This window comes from Sphingobium sp. PAMC28499 (assembly GCF_004795815.1).
In the GTDB taxonomy this organism is placed as follows: domain Bacteria; phylum Pseudomonadota; class Alphaproteobacteria; order Sphingomonadales; family Sphingomonadaceae; genus Sphingobium; species Sphingobium yanoikuyae.
Genome location: NZ_CP039248.1, coordinates 1104561 through 1122350 on the forward strand (window position 1 = coordinate 1104561; position 17790 = coordinate 1122350).

A 17790-nucleotide genomic window follows, 5' to 3' on the forward strand; every position below is an offset into this window, starting at 1 on the left:
ACCGCAATGACGCAGCCGTCCTGCGCAGGCCAATCCTGCAATGCCAGCCCCGATGATGCCAATGCGAGGCATTTTATTGAGACTGCATGAGTGTCATGATCTCCCTACGGCTTGTGGGATCATCGCGGAAGCAGCCGAGCATCTTGCTCGTCGTCATCGTTACGCCATGGGTACGTACACCGCGGCCGGTCATGCAACCATGACTTGCCTTGATGATGACAGCGACCCCATGGGGCTTGAGATTGTTCCAGATACAGTCCGCAATTTGAGCGGTAAGGCGCTCCTGGACCTGGAGGCGCCGGGCATATCCGTTCAGAACACGGGCCAATTTGGATATGCCTACGACCCTGTCCTTGGGAAGGTAGGCTATCGAGGCGGTTCCCGTGATTGGCGCAAGATGATGCTCACAGTGGGACTGGAAAGGAATGTCACGCAAGAGGACTATTTCATCATATCCTCCTACCTCATCGAACGTGCGAGAAAGATAGGTGGCTGGATCAATCTCATATCCGTTGCAATATTCTTTCCATGCACGCGTCACGCGCGCAGGCGTATCTCGAAGGCCTTCACGATCAGGATCGTCGCCCGTCCATCGCAGAAGCGTTCGGATAGCATCGTGAACTTCTTGGGGAGCTGAGAGAGGCTCTGGACCGCTTTTCGAGCTATCCTCATCGATAGGGACGAACCCGGCAGTAACGAAATTCATGACAGCTCTCGAATAACTGGCCGCCTGCCCCTTGCAAGCGATGCGAAGAGGACATGCTAGTCAACTGAACAGGGCTCTGCGATATGACCAAATGGGAAGGAGTTGCAGTGACCAGAATATCGGATCCCAATTCTCTGATTTGCAACAGCCAGGTAGCGGCCGTGGTCAGCGATCCTCGGCGCGCCGACAATCCTATCGTGGCCTGCAATCCTGCCTTTGTTGAGTTGACGGGCTACTCCCAAGAAGAGGTCATAGGCCGAAACTGCCGGTTCCTGCGCGGTGCCGGAACCGAGGCCGAGCAGACGGAGATGTTGCGCGACGCTGTAGCCCAGGTGCGACCTGTCATGGTCGAACTGATTAATTACCGTAAAAACGGCACCCCTTTTCGCAACGCTGTAATGGTTGCGCCGCTTTTCGATGACGAAGGCGAACTGGAATTCTTTCTGGGTTCTCAGATGGCCATCGACGATCGGCCGGTCAGCCGCCATCAGCAGGCACGCATGCGAATTGAAAATCTTAGTGGCCGTCAGCGTCAAATAATCGAGGCGCTTGCCCAAGGGCGCCTCAACAAACAAATCGCGTTCGAGCTGGGGGTTACCGAGCGGACGGTTAAGATGCACCGCGCTGCCGTTCTTCGAACTTTGGAAGTGCGGTCGGTGGCAGAGGCAATCCGGATTGCGATAGAAGCTGGCCTCTAGAGGTCGCGCCGCGCAGCGAACCGGGCCAAAGTCCTCAATCGGGCAGCGCTTATGCCAAACGGCTCCAGAGCGCTATCGCATGCGCGCAGGAGCGCTTCCACTTCAAGAGCTGTAGTTTTTGCTCCCAGGACCGTGACGCCGGTCCCCCGGCTTTTATCTTTGTCCTTGTTTACGGCCTTTCCGACAATGGCTGCATCGCCCTCAGAATCGAGGAGGTCGTCCCTGAGCTGGAAAAGAAGGCCGAGGTCAGTAGCATAGGACTTTAACGCGCTGCGCGTTTGCGCATTGCTTCGGCCCAGCAACATGCCTGCTTCCACTGCGAACCGCACAAGTGCGCCAGTTTTCCGATTGAGGCAATCGATGAGCCCTTCTCGTGGAAGATCTGCTTCGGGATACAGATCCATCATCTGACCGCCGGCAAGTCCGTCCTGACCGATGCATTTCGCAAGGCCCAGAACAAGTTCGCTGCGCACGGCCGCATCGGCATGGGTGCGCGGATCAGAGAGAATTTCAAAGGCCAGTGCCAGCAGAGCATCGCCCGCCAGGACCGCTGTGGCCTCGTCGAACCGACGATGAACGGTAGGTCGTCCTCGCCGAAGATCGTCATCGTCCATGCAGGGCAAATCGTCGTGGACGAGGGACTGAGCATGAACGCACTCAATTGCCGCAGCGACACGCAGTGCCGAACCCCGGTCACCCCCCAACATTTCAGCCACAGCCAGGGCAAGAGCGGCTCTAAAACGCTTTCCTCCTGCCGTAGCAGCGTAGCGCATCGCGTCGGCGAGACGAATATTGCGTGTGGGACAGTCACCGATCGCATCCATCAGCACCGTGTCGACTGCTGCACGATCATCAGCCAGAATCTTGGGCAGATGCGGAGGGGCTTGCTCGGTCGTTACCACTGAAATGGGTCGAAATCGGATTGATTCTTCCGGTCCAGCCATTTCCTCGCGCAAGAAGCCAAGGCCATCGAGCCAGGAACATATTTCTTCAATCGCCTCGTCCGGGGCGGATGCGGCTGCGCTCAACCCTATTGTAGAGGCTTTCGCCAGAGGAATATGAGCCAAATCTTCAGCATCTTCGATCAGAAATGCCTGCGGACAATCAGCCGCCAGCGCCGCTTCGACCAGTCGGCGCGCATTCGAAGATGTGGGATCTCCAACAATCAACATGATATCGCAACGCGGCGCTATTTGCGTCACAGCAGATTGCCGGTTTGTGGTTGCATAGCAGATATCGCTTGAACGCGGACCGACGCAATTGGAGAATCGAGCCTCTATCGCCTCGATCAATCGTGCTGAATCGGCGACTGAAAAGGTCGTCTGGACGGCGTAAGCTACTGGCGTTTCATCTGGCAGGGGGAGGGCGCTGACACTGGCCAGATCCGCTACTATCGAAATGGCGTCACGGGGCAATTGTCCAGTGGTTCCGATTATCTCGGGATGGTCCGCATGGCCGATGAGCAAGACGTGGCGGCCTTGCGAATTCCATTGAGCGACCTCGGAATGAATTTTTGCGACCAAAGGGCAAATGGCATCCACGACGCGCAAACCACGTTGATCCGCCTGCGCTTTCACGGCGGCTGCACTTCCATGCGCGGACAATATCGTGACTGCGCCTTGAGGGATTTCGCTCACATCCTCGACAAAAACGGCGCCTAATTCCTCAAGCTGCTTTAGCACCCTTCGGTTGTGCACGATCGCATGGCGCACATAGACAGGAGCACCATGGACATGCAGCGCGTCCTCAACGGCTGCAATCGCACGTCGTACGCCAGCGCAAAAGCCACGCGGATTGGCCAACAGCACCCGTCTGGGCCCAGGAGAAAAAGCCTGATCTTCTCTATCGTCTGGTGCGCTGATCATCGCCTCATCCTATCTATCTGACATATTTTCAGTTTTTGGCTTTGAATACCATACTCCCCTTTGGACAGGTTGTGGCACTCCACCAATTCCATAGCGATGCCTTGAACCAGCATTCCTCAAACCAAGGCGATACATGATGTCATCAAAGCCTTCTGCAATCGTCATCGGATCAGGCTTTGGGGGACTTGCGCTTGCAATCCGCTTGCAAAGTGCCGGTATCGGCACGACGCTTATTGAGGCACGCGATCGCCCAGGCGGGCGAGCCTATCGCTGGGAAAGAGAAGGTTACATATTCGACGCCGGTCCGACCGTGATTACCGATCCGGCCTGCCTGGAAGAATTATGGATGCTTTCAGGCAATCGAATGGATGAGGATGTGACCCTCAAGCCGGTGAGCCCCTTTTATAGGCTTGTCTGGAACGATGGCACACAGTTCGATTATTCCAATGATGACGCGCTGTTGGAAAAAGAGATTGCCAAGCTGGATGCGAAAGACATCGAAGGCTACCGCCGGTTTCTGGACTATGCGCGGTCAGTTTACCAGGAGGGCTACGTGAAGCTGGGTGCTGTCCCATTTCTTGATTTCAAGAGCATGTTGAAAGCGGCACCCGCCCTTGCCCGGCACAAAGCATGGCGGTCTGTCTATGCAATCGTATCGAGCTTCGTGGGGAACGAAAAGCTACGCCAGGCCCTGTCATTCCACACTTTGCTGGTCGGGGGGAATCCGATGAGCACGAGTGGCATCTACGCCCTCATCCACCACTTGGAGCGGGAGGGAGGAATATGGTGGACGACTGGCGGCACCAACGCACTCATCGATGGGATGGTGGCGCTTTTTGAGCGATTGGGCGGAACGCTCATGCTGAATGAACCGGTACGGGAAATTTTACATAAAGGGCGTCGCGTAACTGGCGTGATCACGCAGGCTGGACGTCGCATTCATGCAGATCAGATCGCCTCCAACGCGGATGTTGTCAGCACCTATAAAATGATCGTCGGGTCTTCTCACGCATTGAGGAAAAGGCATTCACTCGAAGCTAAGCGATTTTCTCCCAGTCTTTTTGTTTTACATATGGGAATTAAGGGAAATTTTCCAAAAATCGCGCACCACTCGATTCTTTTTTCCGATCGCTACGGTCCCTTATTGGACGACATTTACAAGGGGGGCCGCTTGCCGAAGGACCCGTCAATCTATTTGCATAATCCCGGAGCCAGTGACGCAAGCGTGGCTCCTGCCGGCAAATCGGTCTTGTACGCGCTCGCCCCTGTGCCGCATTTGGGCGCTGCGCCAGTCAATTGGGCGGAGGAGGGCGACCGCTATCGCCAAATCATCATAGGCCGCATTCGCGACCTGTTGATCCCCGATATCGAGGATCGGATCGAAATCTGCTTTCACTATACGCCGGAAGATTTCCAAAGGGATTTGGACGCTCATCTTGGTAGCGCGTTCAGTCTGGAACCGGTGCTGACGCAGAGCGCCTGGTTTCGAGCACATAATCGTGATGACCGATTTGAAAATCTTTTCCTGGTAGGAGCAGGTACCCATCCCGGCGCGGGCATCCCGGGCGTTGTCGGAAGTGCCAAAGCGACTGCAGGGCTCATGATGCAAACCGGGAGGCCCTGAGGCCCGTATGAACATTGCTGTTCTATAGGCCTACAGAGCTCTATCGCTCAGGCTCTATGGATGATCCGTTATCAGTCCAGCGCCAAGATCTGCTGCTCGGACAATAATTGCTGTTTCAGCATCACGTAATCGACATCCTGCACGCTCCTGCCCTCCCGGATCGCGATGGATGCAGCAGCAGCGGCCGATTGGCCAAGGATCATGAAGACAGGCTCCATTCGGATCGAGCCATAGGCAATGTGCGATGCCGACAAGGCGACCGGGACCAGCAGGTTGGTTGCTTCCTGGCGCTTCGGGATGATCGCATCATAGCTGATCGGATAGGCGCGTTCCGGGCTGACCTCGATATTCCCTTCGTTGCGCGCAAAGCCTCTTGCATCGACGATCCGCCGGACATTGTGCGAGTCCATATTATATGATCCCATGCCGACCGGCCGGGGCGTCGCCTTCGTGCCGCGCAGATGCGGTTCGGCCATGACAAAGTCCGAAACCATGCGCCGCGCTTCGCGCACATAAACTTCCCGCGGCCAGTTGCCATTGGCCGTGAATTCATCCTTGCACAGGCCCCAGCGCGCCATCTCCGTGCGCGTCTCGGCCGGCACGCCAGGATCGTTTGCCATGAACCACAGCAGTCCCTGCTGATAGTCCACATGCTCCTGGATGATGGCAGCCCGTTCGGTGTCGGTCCCCTCGGGATAGCGGTAATTCATGCCGATATCATCGAAGGAGAAGGCACCGAAATTGTTGGTGTCGGTCTTGCCGTTGGGAATGCGATCGAATTTGCGGAAAAAGTCGCGATAGCCCGCATCCATATAGCGTTTGAGCAACGCATATTGGCGCGGATCATAATGGCGCGGCCTGGGAAAAGGCGTGCGGTTGGCAGGCACGTCGGTCAGGCACATGCGGAATGTATAGGCTTGTATGCGATGGTCGCCGGTGCCGTCCGGCGCGATCGGATCTGCCGTCACCCGCGGCAGCAGGCCGCTGCCCGGCTTGCCGGGGATGACATAGGGATCGACGTCCAGGGTAAACTGATGGTTGGTCGTGTTGGCCATCTGGACGCCGTTCAGCGTCTCGCCATAGGTGGCATTGGCTTCGCGCCCGACCGCAAAGCCCACCCCTGCCCCTGCCATCAGATCGCCTTCATAGCTGGCATCAATAAAGACACGGCCGGCAAAACGACGACCGGTCCCGGAACGGAAGGCGACAACCCGACCGGCTCGCACCTCCACGGCCCCGTCCCGCCGATCGATCGGCTGGGATCGAACGACATTAACACCGGCCTCCTTCAGCCAGGCCTCGTAAATCTCCTCAGCCACCTTGGGCTCGAATTGCCACATCGCATCGTCATTGACGAAATTCTCGGCGTTCTCCGGACGCCTGGCAAAGGTCCAGGCAGCCGGATCATCATAATGACGCTTCACCCGCCGATAAAATTCGAGCGAGAGGCCACCAATGGCGCGATGATTGCCGGTGTCCGACCAGCCCAGGCCATTGGTCGTCATGCCGCCGACATAGGCGTCGCGACAGACGAGAAGCACCGACCGGCCCAGCCGCCGTGCCTCGACCGCCGCAATGACGCCGGCCGAGGTGCAGCCATATATCACGATATCCGCCGTTGTTTGGGCAACCGTGCTGGCGTCGGTCGCGCCGGCCAGCAGAAGCGCCGCGGCGAGCATGGGGCGAAGCGCCTTGATCCTGCCAGCCATCAGAAAGTCGCCGCCACGCCGAAGAAGAAACGGCGGTCCTCTCGCAGCGAACTGAGCAGGCGCGCCGGATCCTGGAGATATTGCCGTTCGACGGACCGGGTGAGATTGATGGCCTCAGCCGTCAGGCGGACGGTCTTGGTGAGGTTGATCTGGGCCGAAGCGTCGAGTTGCCCCCTGGCCTGCATATAGGAGCTGCCGCCCGATGCGGCGCTGCCCTGCCCCTGCAGATATTTGCTTCGGTGGATATAGGCGACCCGGAAGGACAGCAGCTCGTCCTCATAATAGCCGATGAGATTATAGCTATGCTTCGACAGGCCCGGCAATGGCAGGCCGCGTTGGGTCGCCTCGTCTACCAGCGGCGTCTTGCTGTCGACGAAGGTATAATTGGCCTGGATGCCGAGATTGTCGAAGGGCGCCGGCAGGAAACGCAGCGCGTGCTGATAGGCCAGTTCGAATCCCTTGATGGTACCCGACTTGCCATTGACCGGCTGGGTAATCTGGAACAGGTCGTCCGGCCCCGTCGACAGGCCGGGCACGAATTCGGGCCGGGTCGTGTTGATGGTGAAGGAACTGACGTCCTTGTAGAATCCCGCCAGCGTCAGCGCACTGGACGGCGCAAAATACCATTCCAGTGTGGCATCATATTGCGTTGCCTGGAACGGCCGCAGGGCGGGATTGCCACGCGATCCCGTGCGGGCGACGATGAATGGAATGAAGCTCACCCCGACATCGTTGAGGCTGGGACGCGCGACCACCTTGGCAGCGGCAGCGCGGAACATGAGGCTGGGAGACAGCTCGAGCGAGAGGTTGGCGCTCGGCAACCAATAGTCGAAGCGCGATTTCGACGCGGTTGCCTGTGTATCCGACAGATAGCCCGAGGATATGCGCTCGATACTAATATAGCGCACTCCCGCATTGCCGGTGATCGGCATTGATCCGACCTCGCTCTTGAAATTGGCCCGGACATAGAAGGCGAGCGTGTCCTGATCCACGTCGCGGATCGACACGCGACCAAGCGGGATCGTGTCGGCACGAGGGATCGGCAGGCCAAATGCATCGCGTGCAACATCCTTGTCCACGGTCCCGGTCAGCAAGTCGCGTGGAAAATCGCCCGAGGCTCCGGGAAAGAAGCTGCTCATGCTATTGTCATAATTGAGTCCCGGCATCTCATCGACGGTGATGATGCCATCGCCATTCTTGTCACCAACGGCCAGCAGGCTTGCCGCGGAGGGGACGCTCTGTGGCGATTCCGAATAAAATTTGATCTTCTCGTAGCGCGAGCCGACCTGGATCGAGCTGAGCAAGCCCCAATCGGTGCGGATGTCGAAATCGACACGGCCGTCATAGCCGCTGTTGTTGGTGATATTGTCGCCATCGAAGATCGATGCCAGCTGATATTGCGCCGGATCGTTACGGTCGAAATTGGTGTCGAGCGAAAGGTTGGGCACCGGGCCGCCCCCCGAGAAATCATAGCTCGCATTGGTGACATTGCCGGCACGCGGGACCACCACATAGGTGAAGGATGCGCCAGGGCCACCATCCGTGCCCTTGCCCTTGCTGTAGGAAGCGTCCGCCGACATCTTCACGACATCACCGTCATATTTGGTCGAGAAACCAAGATTGGTGGATCGGAACTCGGTCGGCTCGTCATAGATGAGCGGCCGCAGCGTCACGCCGGTGAAGGTGCCGCTGACGACGGTGCCATGTTCGTCAGCAACAGCATCGACGTCATTATTATTGAAGAGAATCTGGTAATTGGCGCTGTTGCGTTCCCGTTTCAGCCGCGAATAGGTGCCGTCGAGAATGATCTCCCAATTGTCGGCAGGACGAAACTGCAGCGAACTGTTGAGCGTCAGGCGCTGCTCCCGCCGATCATAGATGCGCGCCATGAAACGATTCGGCCGGAACAGGCCGGGGTCGTCGACGCCGTCACCATCGCCGTCGATGGCATCGGTACGGGTCCAGCCGCCGGAATCGAATGACTGTCCCTGGGTATGGGTGTTGGAATAGGCGATGCTGGCAAGGACGCCGAAGCGATCGTCGAAATTCTTCGAGATGAGGGCTGAGCCTCGGTAGCCAAGATGATCGGCCTGGTCGGTATAGGCACCCTGAAGCCGCCCGCTGATGACAAGGTCGTCAAGGTCGAGCGGACGCTTGGTCTTGAGGTTCACGGTGGCGCCAAGCGCCCCTTCGGGCATGTCGGCGGTGGGAGACTTCGAGACGACGATGCTGCCGATGATTTCCGGACTGATCGATTCTAGCGACGCACTGCCACCTGCACCCGGCCCCAGGAAGGTGCGGCCGTTGATTTCCAGGCGGTTCTGGGAAATGCCGCGGACGGTGAAGTTCGAGCCATCGCCTTCGCGCCGCGTGATCTGGACGCCGGTGATGCGGCTCATGGATTCAGCGACATTCTGGTCAGGCAGCTTGCCGATATCCTGCGCCGTGATGACATCGACGATGTTGCTGGCGCGGCGCTTCACATTGATCGACTGCTGCAACGAGCCGCGAATGCCGGTGACGATGATGTCCTGCGCCGCCTGATTGTCGGAAGAGACAATGTCATCTGGTGCAGCGCCCGCCGCTTCACTCCCCTGTGGATTGGGCTCACCGGCCGGCATCATGGTGAAAGCGGCTGCCGGGGTCGGACCGACCTTGCCTCGCTTGAGCACGATGGCGCTGCCGACCCTGACCATGACGAGATCCGTGCCTGCAAGCAGGCGCTGAAGCGCCTGCGACACATCCATTGCCCCTTTGATGCCGGAAATGGTGACACCCTCAGCTGTGGGGGCCGACACCAATATTTCGATACCCGCCTGTCTGGCAAAGAGCGGGATGCCGGTGCGCGCCGGTTGCGCGGGGATATCGAATCGCCGGACCTGGGCCGCCGCCTCTGCAGGCGAAGCCATGCTCCAGGCCAGGCTGGCTGAAGCCAACATAAAATAGTCGCGCGAAGCTATCATACATCCTCCCCTGTCTGGCGCCCTGTTTTCTGGTGCGCTCTCGACCATCAAGAGACGGGCGGGTCGGTTTTCCGTCAGCTGCCTGCGATCTTTTTTCGCGAAAGGCGAATTTCCTCGGCTGTCATACTTACCGAAATATCGAGGGAAATGGCCAGGGTCCGCGCAAAACCTGCCGGATTATCGATCCGGAACAGGCCGACCAGCTTCTCATTGGCAAGGCTTGGGTCGGACAGCACCAATTGCTGCTTGTTGTAGCGATTGAACCGGGCAATGGCGTCAGACAATGTGTCCCCTTCGAGCGCGATTTCACCCGCTCGCCAGGCGAGCGACCTCTCTATCGCCTGCGGTGAATTGCCAGTGGCGGGAACCAGCGCGCCCCGCTCGAAGGTCGCAAAATCCCCGGCCCTGAGGATGGTCATGGCCCCTGCCCCGTTACGGGCCCAGGTTGCCACGATCCCCTCGGTCACGGCAATCTGCACGCCATTTTCGGTCCGACTGACGGAAAAGGCCGTGCCGATCGCCCTTGCCTGCGCAATGCCGGCATCGACGATGAAGGGACGCCGTCGGTCCTTTGCAACCTGAAACCAGGCCTGACCTTTTGCCAGCGTGACGCGTCGGCTTTCCTCGTCGAGGGCAACCCGCAGGTCGCTACCACTGTCGATCGTTGCGACCGAACCATCTTCGAGCGGAAGACGCCGAATTTCACCGCGCTCGGTCGCGATATGCTCCCCCGTCCAGCGCGAAAACCCGACCATGCCCGCGATCGCCGCCGCCATGGCACCACCGACCCCGGCCGCCATCCATCGACGCCGCGTCCAATGGGAGCCGTGCTCCGGCCCGGCGTCGGCAACAAGCGCTTCCTCCGCCAGGGCCAGGGCAGCCTGCGCACGCAGCAGCGCCCCGGCATGGAGCCGGTCCTGTGCGAGCCATGCGTCAAGAGCGGCCTGTTGATGCGCATCCAAGGGATGGCGCATGGCCCAGTTGGCAGCTGCCTCGTCAATGCTTTCGCGCATGGACACCTCCGCTGCTCGAAGGCTGTTCCTGTTCGGGCTCGGTCAATGTGCGAAGAATGGTTCTCAAGCCGCGGCTCGCCTCATTCTCGACAATGGTTTCGCTGATGCCCAGCGTCTGGGCAATCATCTTCTGGCTCAAGCCCTCGACCCTGCGCATGATGAAGATCCGGCGGGCACGGTCGGACAGCTGTGCCAGCGCCGCCTGTACCCTGGCCAATTCCTGGCGTCCCTGCGCGAAGCGCTCGGGCGTCAGAGGATCACCTTCCTCTTCCCAACCATCAATGCCGGACGCAGTCTCGATGCGAACCACCCGCGCCCGCTCCACCTGTCGTTGCAATATGTGTCGCGCCATCGTGAAAAGATAGGCGCGCGGCACGGCAACATGCGCGACATCGGGCAGCTGGGCCAGACGGCAATAGCATTCCTGCACGATATCCTCCACATCGGCCGCCGCAAGCACACGCCGCCGCAACCAGCTCCGCAGGTCACGTTCATGGGGCAGAATTTCCCGTGCTACCCATCTGGCAAGCGCGTCGCGTTCCGTAGTTTCTCTCCTCTCTCGTTGCCAAGAGCCATGGAAGAGGCATTTCCGTCACGGTTAAAGCAATTTTGTGGCGGAGAAACAGATACGCGCCGATAGGTGCACATACTCGAACAATCTCCGCAAAAACTGACTGACTATCCCGATCCTTCGCTGCCACCCGATGGGATTTTTTCGCTTCTTTCAGCGGATTGTAGGTTCCAAGCGCTCATGTGAGATCAATGAATTGCAAAGGGAGATGATAATCCGATAAATTGCGGTAACTATCGGACATATCCCAATTGCCGTACTCTGGAAGCATGATCCATTAGGGCCGTGTCGAAGATAATTATTCCCGGTGACATGATGCAGACTGACCTGCCCCCCGAAAGATCCCTCATTCTGATGTAGAGTCTGTCCACGAGAAGGAGCAGACGCATGAGGAAGCGCCGTTTTACTGAGGCGCAGATCATCGGGATGATCAAGGAGCAGGAGTCCGGGCTACCGACGGTCGAGATTTGTCGGAAGCATGGGCTGAGCACGGCGACGTTTTACAAGCTGAAGGGCAAGTACGGCGGGATGGAAGTGTCCGATGCCCGCCGGCTCCGCCAGCTTGAGGAGGAGAACGGCAAGCTCAAGCGATTGCTGGCCGACAGCATGCTCGACAATGTGATCCTGAAGGATCTGTTGGGAAAAGTCTGACGACACCAGGTTTGCGGCGAGACGCGGTGCTCAAGGTGCTGGGGCTCTATCCGATTTCCCAGCGCCGGGCCTGCGTCCTGATCGGTGTCGATCCCAAAATGGTCCGGCGCGAACGCCCGCCGGACCACGGAGCCATCCGGACTGCGATGCGTGAGGTCGCAGGCCAGCGCCGTCGCTTTGGCTATCGCCGGATCGGCATCATGCTGGAACGCCAGGGGATGACTATGAACCACAAGAAGCTCTACCGGCTGTATCGTGAGGAAGGATTGTCGGTTCGCCGCCGTCGTGGGCGCAAACGGGCGCGTGGCAGCCGCACACCGATGCCCGTGCCGCTGGTTCCGGGTTCGCGCTGGTCGATGGACTTTGTCTCCGACACGTTCGGTGCCTCACGCAAGTTCAGGATCTTGGCCATCAATGATGATTGCTGCCGGGAGAACCTGTGCCTGGTAGGTGAGCTGCAGCGACGGCGGCTGATCCCTTAACTGCTACATGTCCAGGAAGCGTTCTACACTCAGCTTTCTACTGCCCTGAGGGGCGGAATTTCGGTGAGCTAGCGTTGATCATGGTTCAATGATGCAATTGCGAATCGCATATCGAACAAGGTCTGCCACATTTCGTAAGTCGAGGCGTTTCATCGCTTCCAGGCGATGTGCCTCCACGGTTTTGACGCTCATGCCCAAAACTTCAGCGATTTCCGTGTTTCGCCGCCCTTCAGCGATCTGCTGAACAATCTGACGCTGTCGTGGGGTAAGCCGCCGCAGCGGGATTACGCTTTCGTCCAGCACGCGCTCGACCAGGAACTCGCTCGCTTCTCCTGAAAAGAAGGGTTCGCCTTTGAGGGCATGGTCCATCGCCTGCTGCCAAACCGACGGCCCTTCAATTTTTGAGAAATACGCTTTGCAGCCTGCACTCAGGGCGCTGGCAATTGTGGTTTTGCTACGCTGCAGAGTGAACATCGCGATGTAGATGGAGGGAGTAACCTGTCTCAATTGCGTTGCGTAGTGCAGCTCATTCTTCAAAGGGGGAGGGCAATCAAGAATAGCGATGTCGGGGGCGTAATCGCGCGCCATAGCAACACCATGTACGCAATCTACTCCTTCTTCGACAACTTCGAAGCGGGAATCTTTCCGCAGAAGCCGGCACAGGACGTTTCGCATCTCTATGCTATCGTCGATCACCAATATCTTAGCGCGGTCAATCATCGTGACGAACTCTCCCAGGCGGGCCCAATCGATTGCCCTCGAACGGCCGCCATGCTCTGGATGGTAAATTCGCTTTAGACTCGCTGCAATCTCCTAAAATCACAGCGGACTGAGCATTTTTCTTCCCTGCTCTCCGTCCTTGATACTGAAGCTAAGATTGAAATCGGCGTCTACCGCCGACCCAAATTATACCTTCAGAGACAGAGTTCGGCTCCTCAGGCGCAGATCTTCCGTTTTTCCAGCGGCTCGCGACCAACTTCCCTCAGGTCGAGCGCTCATTTTTAGCGTGATGGTCCCTTGGATAGGATAATGCGTACCGTGATCAAGTCGCCTTCGGCCAGCTTTTCTGCTTTTCTCACGCTCGCCTTGATGGGTAGCATGTAGCCTTGGCGGGCCTTGCTCGGAAAAACCGATGTGCGCCAACAAGTTTTGCTGATGGCAGCCTCTACATAGACTGATCCCCAAGCCGCTGAGTGACCAGACGATGCTACACGGATGGCTTCCGCGACGTAGCCGTCGATCGTCAGAAATGACGGCTGGCCATCCTTGCCTTCCCCGCGCCACAACCAGATAGGACCGGCATGCTCCCAAACTGTTTCGTCGGGTGAGACGTCTCCGCCCAGTTCCTCGCGCAGGAAGCGGATCAGCTCAGGGTCTGTTGGGCCATCGTTCGTTTGCGCCACTCGATCATTGGCTGTGCGCTCGTTTGATGCAACCCGATCTTGCGCTATCGTTTCGTCTAAACCAGTAGGCACTATCGGCGCGCTCCTCGCGCGACTGGACGACTTCGAGGTCGGCGCCAACGTGCGGGTCACCCTCCAGCGGGGGCAAGCTACGCGCGAGGTCAAGATCGCGCTTCAGCCGGACGAGTAGCTGCCACCAGATGCGCGCTATCGGAAATCCTCCCGCGATTCGCGGGTGCCGTGACGTTTCATGCGTTTCGAGAAAGGGTCAGGCATCGATCGGCTGGAGGACTTCTCCCGTTTCATCGATCAGGAATGAGCCATCGGTGCGGCGCGTGACGGCAAGACCACTATCCAGGATGAAATCGATTTCCTCGCCCCTTTCCATCTGGACGATAGTGTGTCGCCGGCCACTCTCGCCAGCTGCAGGCAGCCGTTTCGTTACGCGCCAGTGCATCGCCAGGTTCCTTGGCCTGTCCCATAGATTGTTGCTGACAGAGAAAGGAGCCCCGGCGGCTGGCTCGAGGCTCCCCTGTCCATCCTCGCGAGCTTCCGCGAACGGGGCGGACGACCATGGAACGCAGATGGGCGCCATCGGGTTTCCGGCAAAAGCTCGCTGCCGGTAAGCGGCGGGCACTTGCGCGGATCGTCCGCATCGGACTCTCGCTCAAGCGGCTTCGCGCTCTTCCGCGTGACCCGAGCAGGCCGCCATCTGGTCCTTGACCGCCAGCTTCAGTTTCTTGAGCCGGCCGATCAGGAAATGGCGCGGATGGAGACGCTTCTCCTCTTCGCGGATTTCGGCTTCGAGACGCGCATGTTCGCGCTCGAGGTAGCGCAGATAGTGGTCGTTCATCGTCGAGTTCCTCATGTTCGATGATGGGGCCCGGCCGCAGCCGGGCCCTTCGTCTGTCAGTACTCCATTTCCGGCATCGTGGCCCTGGCGCCCTTGTCATCCTTGGGCGCTTCGGCGACGAGCGCCTCGGTCGTGATCAGCAGCGAGGCCACCGAAGCTGCGTCTTGGAGCGCGGTGCGGACCACCTTGGCGGGATCGATCACGCCGGAGCCAACCAGATCTTCATATTGGCCGGTGGCGGCGTTAAAGCCCCAGTTGTAGTCTTCGCTCTCCAGAAGTTTGCCGACGATGAATGCACCATCCTCGCCGGCGTTGTCAGCAATCTGCCGTGCCGGCGCGCGCAGCGCCCGGCGGACAATGTCGATACCTGACTGCTGGTCGTCGTTCGCGGCCTTGATGCCCTCGAGCGCCTTGAGCGCGCGCAGGAGCGCAATGCCGCCGCCCGGCAGGATGCCCTCCTCGACCGCGGCGCGGGTGGCGTGGAGCGCGTCGTCGACGCGGTCCTTCTTCTCCTTGACCTCGACCTCGGTTGCGCCGCCGACGCGGATCACCGCGACGCCGCCGGCGAGCTTGGCCACGCGCTCCTGAAGCTTCTCGCGGTCGTAGTCGCTGGTCGTTGTCTCGATCTGCGCCCTGATCTGCGTGACGCGAGCGTCGATGTCCGAACGCGCGCCGGCGCCATCGACGACGGTGGTGTTGTCCTTATCGATGATGACCTTCTTGGCGCGGCCGAGCATGGCGATCGTGACGTTCTCGAGCTTGGTGCCGAGTTCCTCGCTGACGACGTTGCCGGCCGTGAGTACCGCGATGTCTTCCAGCATCGCCTTGCGGCGATCGCCGAAGCCCGGCGCCTTGACCGCCGCGACCTTGAGGCCGCCGCGCAGCTTGTTGACGACGAGCGTCGCCAGCGCTTCGCCCTCGACATCCTCGGCGATGATCAGAAGCGGCCGGCCCGACTGCACCACCTGCTCGAGCAGCGGGATCAGCGCCTGGAGGTTCGACAGCTTCTTCTCGTGGATAAGGATGTAGGGATCCTCAAGCTCGACCTTGAGCTTCTCGGCGTTGGTTACGAAATAGGGCGAGAGATAGCCGCGGTCGAACTGCATGCCCTCGACGGTCTCGAGCTCGGTCGCAAGGCTCTTGGCTTCCTCGACGGTGATCACGCCCTCGTTGCCGACCTTCTCCATCGCCTCGGCGAGAATGCGGCCGACTTCCTCGTCGCCGTTCGCGGAGATGGTCGCGACCTGGGCGATCTCGCTATTGGCGCGGACCTTGCGCGCATGGGCTTCAAGGTCCTTGACCACGGCGCCGACGGCGAGGTCGATGCCGCGCTTGAGGTCCATCGGGTTCATACCTGCCGAGACAGCCTTGGAACCCTCGCGCACGATCGCCTGGGCGAGCACGGTCGCGGTGGTGGTGCCGTCGCCGGCCTTGTCGTTCTGCTTCGACGCGACCTCGCGCAGCATCTGCGCGCCCATGTTCTCGAACTTGTCCTTGAGTTCGATCTCCTTGGCGACGGTAACGCCGTCCTTCGTGATGCGCGGCGCGCCAAACGACTTCTCGATGACCACGTTGCGGCCCTTCGGACCCAGGGTCACCTTCACTGCGTTGGCAAGCGTATCCACGCCGCGCAGCATGCGATCACGCGCGTCCGACGCAAACTTCACTTCCTTGGCAGCCATTGCCTCGTCTCCTTTCTTCGAATTCATTCCTGGGTGTTGAGGGGACAGGCCAGCCTCACGCCGCCTGCTTGAGCTCTGCCTTGGGCTCGATCACGCCGAGGATATCGTTCTCCTTCATGATGAGCAGATCCTCGCCATCGATCTTGACCTCGGTCCCCGACCATTTGCCGAAAAGGACGCGGTCGCCGGCCTGGACTGATAGCTCGACGAGCTTTCCGGCTTCGTCGCGCGCTCCCGGACCAACGGTGACGACTTCGCCTTCCTGCGGCTTTTCCTTGGCGGTGTCGGGGATGATGATGCCGCCCGAGGTCATCTCCTCGGCTTCGATGCGGCGGACGACCACACGGTCGTGCAAGGGGCGGAAATGCATGCATAACCTCCAGATGCAAAACTGAGATGTGATAGGCCCGGCGTTCATTCGAACGTCAGGTGACGCGGAATTAGGAAAGCTCATTTTTTGCGTCAAGATGGTGCGCGAAAATTTTTGGCACTCGCAGGCATCGAGTGCCAGGTGCCGACTTATCGAGTTGTTGTTGGGTCAATTTCCCTCTTGACGCGAATCGCCGGCGTTCCAAAATTTGCCGAGTGGGCGCTGCGCCCGCAGATGAGAAAGGAGCGACACCAAAGGAAGGAGGCAGAGCCATGTCGCAGCCATTTTCCCGCTATCTTCATCCCTTCGACGTTGCGCACAATCCGAGCCTGGAGCCCGAAGTGAAGCGCGCCATTCTGGCATCCTGGGCGTCCGACCGTTCCGCGGTGCGCGACCATCCCGGCCTGCGCAAGCCGCCCGGCGCCAGGCGCGCGGTGCCGATCGATGACATCCTTGCCGCCATGCATGCGATCGACAAGCCCGCGGAAGGTCCCCGCGCTTCGCCATGAGCCGCCGGGATTTTATCGTGCAGCTAAAGGGCCATCGGCTGACGACGGCACAGATCCACTACTACCGTCCCGATGCGCCCTCGCTGCTGCAGTTGTTCGTTTGGCAGGAGTACGATCTCGCGCCCGACTTTCCAAGGCTGTTCGCGTTTCTCGAGCATTGGCGACGCGAGATCGAGGCCCCGCTCCACTCGGTGTGCATTTCCCATGAGGGGATGATCCGCCCTACCGAGTGGCGCGCGGTCGATGGCGTCATCGATATCCGGTGACGCGCAGTCTGCTCAAGGGGTGGCGCAAGCCGAAGCCGGACGACGTGCCGGTACGCCTGCCCTTCAGCCACATCATGGAATTCGCGATGGCGCTCCTGTCGATCTCGCCGCACGAGCTGCGAGCGCTGGGCTTGACCTTCGCCCATCGCAAGAGACTTCTCGATCACATGCTGGCTTGTGGCCGTGCAGCCGAAGGCATCGAGCCGAACAAACTGACCACCAAGCAGATGGAGCTGCGCTTGCCGAAGGGGGACCTTGCCCGCTTGCAGCATTTCGCGGTGCGCGAACTGCCCAAGGCGGCGAGCAACGCGGCGGTTATCGACCGGGTGCTCACCGCCCTCGACGAGGCATGGCATCGACACGAGCGTCCATCGCACGCTGCATGCTCTGGCGAGCAGTCCTCGCCCACCTGAAGTGCGCCTCTA

General features: G+C 59.5%; 17 protein-coding genes and 1 pseudogene. 6 read left to right on the forward strand and 12 right to left on the reverse strand.

Features of this window, described 5'->3' with window-relative positions:
- Positions 1 to 73: 73 nt before the first annotated feature.
- On the reverse strand, positions 74 to 706 hold the full coding sequence (folE, locus tag E5554_RS05270; RefSeq protein ID WP_081215307.1) for a GTP cyclohydrolase I FolE: 633 nt from the start codon (positions 704 to 706) through the stop codon (positions 74 to 76).
- Positions 707 to 789: 83 nt separating this feature from the next.
- Between folE and E5554_RS05275 the strand changes: the two genes are divergently transcribed.
- On the forward strand, positions 790 to 1404 hold the full coding sequence (locus tag E5554_RS05275; protein ID WP_048939287.1) for a PAS domain-containing protein: 615 nt from the start codon (positions 790 to 792) through the stop codon (positions 1402 to 1404).
- Here E5554_RS05275 and ispH read toward each other — a convergent pair.
- Complete coding sequence (ispH, locus tag E5554_RS05280) at positions 1401 to 3269, reverse strand: 4-hydroxy-3-methylbut-2-enyl diphosphate reductase (protein ID WP_136186174.1); 1869 nt, start codon at positions 3267 to 3269, stop codon at positions 1401 to 1403. The two genes, E5554_RS05275 and ispH, sit on opposite strands and share 4 nt — an antisense overlap.
- Before the next feature lie 136 nt (positions 3270 to 3405).
- Between ispH and E5554_RS05285 the strand changes: the two genes are divergently transcribed.
- A complete protein-coding gene (locus E5554_RS05285; protein ID WP_122928857.1) occupies positions 3406 to 4893 on the forward strand; it encodes a phytoene desaturase in 1488 nt (495 codons plus the stop codon).
- Positions 4894 to 4964: 71 nt separating this feature from the next.
- Here the strand turns inward: E5554_RS05285 and E5554_RS05290 are convergent, their stop codons facing one another.
- The 4 genes from E5554_RS05290 to E5554_RS05305 all read right to left on the reverse strand — a co-directional run bounded on the left by E5554_RS05290 (position 4965) and on the right by E5554_RS05305 (position 11020).
- Positions 4965 to 6572, reverse strand: a complete 1608-nt coding sequence (locus E5554_RS05290) for an FAD-dependent oxidoreductase (RefSeq protein ID WP_136186175.1) — start codon at positions 6570 to 6572, stop codon at positions 4965 to 4967.
- Positions 6573 to 6601: 29 nt separating this feature from the next.
- Positions 6602 to 9511 carry a TonB-dependent receptor gene (locus tag E5554_RS05295; RefSeq protein ID WP_247594383.1) on the reverse strand — a complete coding sequence of 970 codons (2910 nt, stop codon included), beginning with the start codon at positions 9509 to 9511 and terminating at the stop codon, positions 6602 to 6604.
- A 128-nt stretch (positions 9512 to 9639) separates the two neighbouring features.
- Complete coding sequence (locus E5554_RS05300; protein ID WP_037512201.1) at positions 9640 to 10578, reverse strand: FecR domain-containing protein; 939 nt, start codon at positions 10576 to 10578, stop codon at positions 9640 to 9642.
- Complete coding sequence (locus E5554_RS05305; protein ID WP_230588662.1) at positions 10562 to 11020, reverse strand: RNA polymerase sigma factor; 459 nt, start codon at positions 11018 to 11020, stop codon at positions 10562 to 10564. Before E5554_RS05305 ends, E5554_RS05300 begins: the two co-directional genes overlap by 17 nt.
- Before the next feature lie 516 nt (positions 11021 to 11536).
- Here E5554_RS05305 and E5554_RS05310 point away from each other — a divergent pair.
- Positions 11537 to 12255 (forward strand): annotated as a pseudogene (locus E5554_RS05310) (transposase); the annotation flags it as partial.
- Between the two features lie 105 nt (positions 12256 to 12360).
- On the opposite strand, the gene E5554_RS05315 reads toward E5554_RS05310, so the two are convergent.
- From E5554_RS05315 to groES, 6 genes are all read right to left on the reverse strand, one after another.
- On the reverse strand, positions 12361 to 13002 hold the full coding sequence (locus tag E5554_RS05315; protein WP_004209656.1) for a response regulator transcription factor: 642 nt from the start codon (positions 13000 to 13002) through the stop codon (positions 12361 to 12363).
- Positions 13003 to 13283: 281 nt separating this feature from the next.
- Positions 13284 to 13685: a DUF1905 domain-containing protein gene (locus E5554_RS05320; protein WP_136186177.1), complete on the reverse strand. Its 402-nt coding sequence runs from the start codon at positions 13683 to 13685 to the stop codon at positions 13284 to 13286.
- 268 nt (positions 13686 to 13953) lie between these two features.
- Positions 13954 to 14142 (reverse strand): hypothetical protein, encoded by a 189-nt coding sequence (locus E5554_RS05325; RefSeq protein WP_004209657.1) that lies wholly within the window; start codon positions 14140 to 14142, stop codon positions 13954 to 13956.
- 210 nt (positions 14143 to 14352) lie between these two features.
- A complete protein-coding gene (locus E5554_RS05330; protein WP_004209658.1) occupies positions 14353 to 14538 on the reverse strand; it encodes a YdcH family protein in 186 nt (61 codons plus the stop codon).
- A 56-nt stretch (positions 14539 to 14594) separates the two neighbouring features.
- A complete protein-coding gene (groL, locus tag E5554_RS05335; protein WP_004209659.1) occupies positions 14595 to 16220 on the reverse strand; it encodes a chaperonin GroEL in 1626 nt (541 codons plus the stop codon).
- 55 nt (positions 16221 to 16275) lie between these two features.
- Positions 16276 to 16590 carry a co-chaperone GroES gene (gene groES, locus E5554_RS05340; protein ID WP_004209660.1) on the reverse strand — a complete coding sequence of 105 codons (315 nt, stop codon included), beginning with the start codon at positions 16588 to 16590 and terminating at the stop codon, positions 16276 to 16278.
- Between the two features lie 272 nt (positions 16591 to 16862).
- Here groES and E5554_RS05345 point away from each other — a divergent pair, with 272 nt between their 5' ends.
- Genes E5554_RS05345 through E5554_RS05355 form a run of 3 tightly spaced genes read left to right on the forward strand, consistent with a single transcriptional unit; the run spans position 16863 to position 17778 of the window.
- Entirely contained in the window at positions 16863 to 17099 is a 237-nt protein-coding gene (locus E5554_RS05345) for a hypothetical protein (protein ID WP_004209661.1), read from the forward strand.
- The gene (locus E5554_RS05350; RefSeq protein ID WP_122129908.1) at positions 17096 to 17365 is read left to right on the forward strand and encodes an usg protein; all 270 of its coding nucleotides are present in this window, start codon (positions 17096 to 17098) and stop codon (positions 17363 to 17365) included. The genes E5554_RS05345 and E5554_RS05350 overlap by 4 nt, the downstream gene beginning before the upstream one ends.
- Entirely contained in the window at positions 17362 to 17778 is a 417-nt protein-coding gene (locus E5554_RS05355; protein ID WP_247594384.1) for a hypothetical protein, read from the forward strand. The genes E5554_RS05350 and E5554_RS05355 overlap by 4 nt, the downstream gene beginning before the upstream one ends.
- The last annotated feature ends 12 nt before the right edge of the window (positions 17779 to 17790 follow it).